Annotated in this window: 1 protein-coding gene; it reads right to left on the reverse strand. The window is 47.3% G+C overall.

The window, feature by feature from the left end:
• Nucleotides 1–537 (reverse strand): hypothetical protein (locus ACFFUV_RS23820; protein ID WP_446697928.1); only part of this gene is annotated, 537 nt, incomplete at its 3' end.
• Nucleotides 538–548: the final 11 nt, after the last annotated feature.

The raw sequence follows: 548 nt of genomic DNA on the forward strand, positions 1-548 counted from the left end.
TAACAGCATAAGAAACACTAAAATATTACAGACCATACCGCCCCAAAACAGGTACAGCTTTAAGCCCTCATATCTGAAAAAGCTGTTCTTGCTTTCCTCCAGCTCCCGGATCTTCTGCTTCATCACGCTTGTAAGTGTATCAGACTGCTTCTCAAGAAGCTTTGTAGCCCTCTGTATAGCCTCTATATTCGCCTGTAACGCCTTTCTAACCTCTTGGACGGTGTTTTCCTTAACCTCATCTTTCAAACTCCCAATCTCGCCCGATATAGCGTCTTGAAGCAATTCGTTGCTGTTCTTCAGCAGCTCTACGCTCTGCTTCAGCTCGCTGATGAGCTTCCTGTTCTGCTCTGCGTCTCTCTGCCTGTTCTGCTCTGCCCTTACTTGTTCTTGATTTGACTGCTTCATCAATTCCTCGCAGTTCTCGCTCGACATCGCCAACGCTTCTTTGAGCAGACTGTTTTCCAGCTCTGTCCGGCTCTGTCGGTTTAACTCTTGAAGCTGCTCTCTTGGACTGCTCTGCTTCTGCTGTTCGTGCATTTCTCTCAAAC

The organism is Vibrio olivae (assembly GCF_042428525.1).
GTDB lineage: Bacteria > Pseudomonadota > Gammaproteobacteria > Enterobacterales > Vibrionaceae > Vibrio > Vibrio olivae.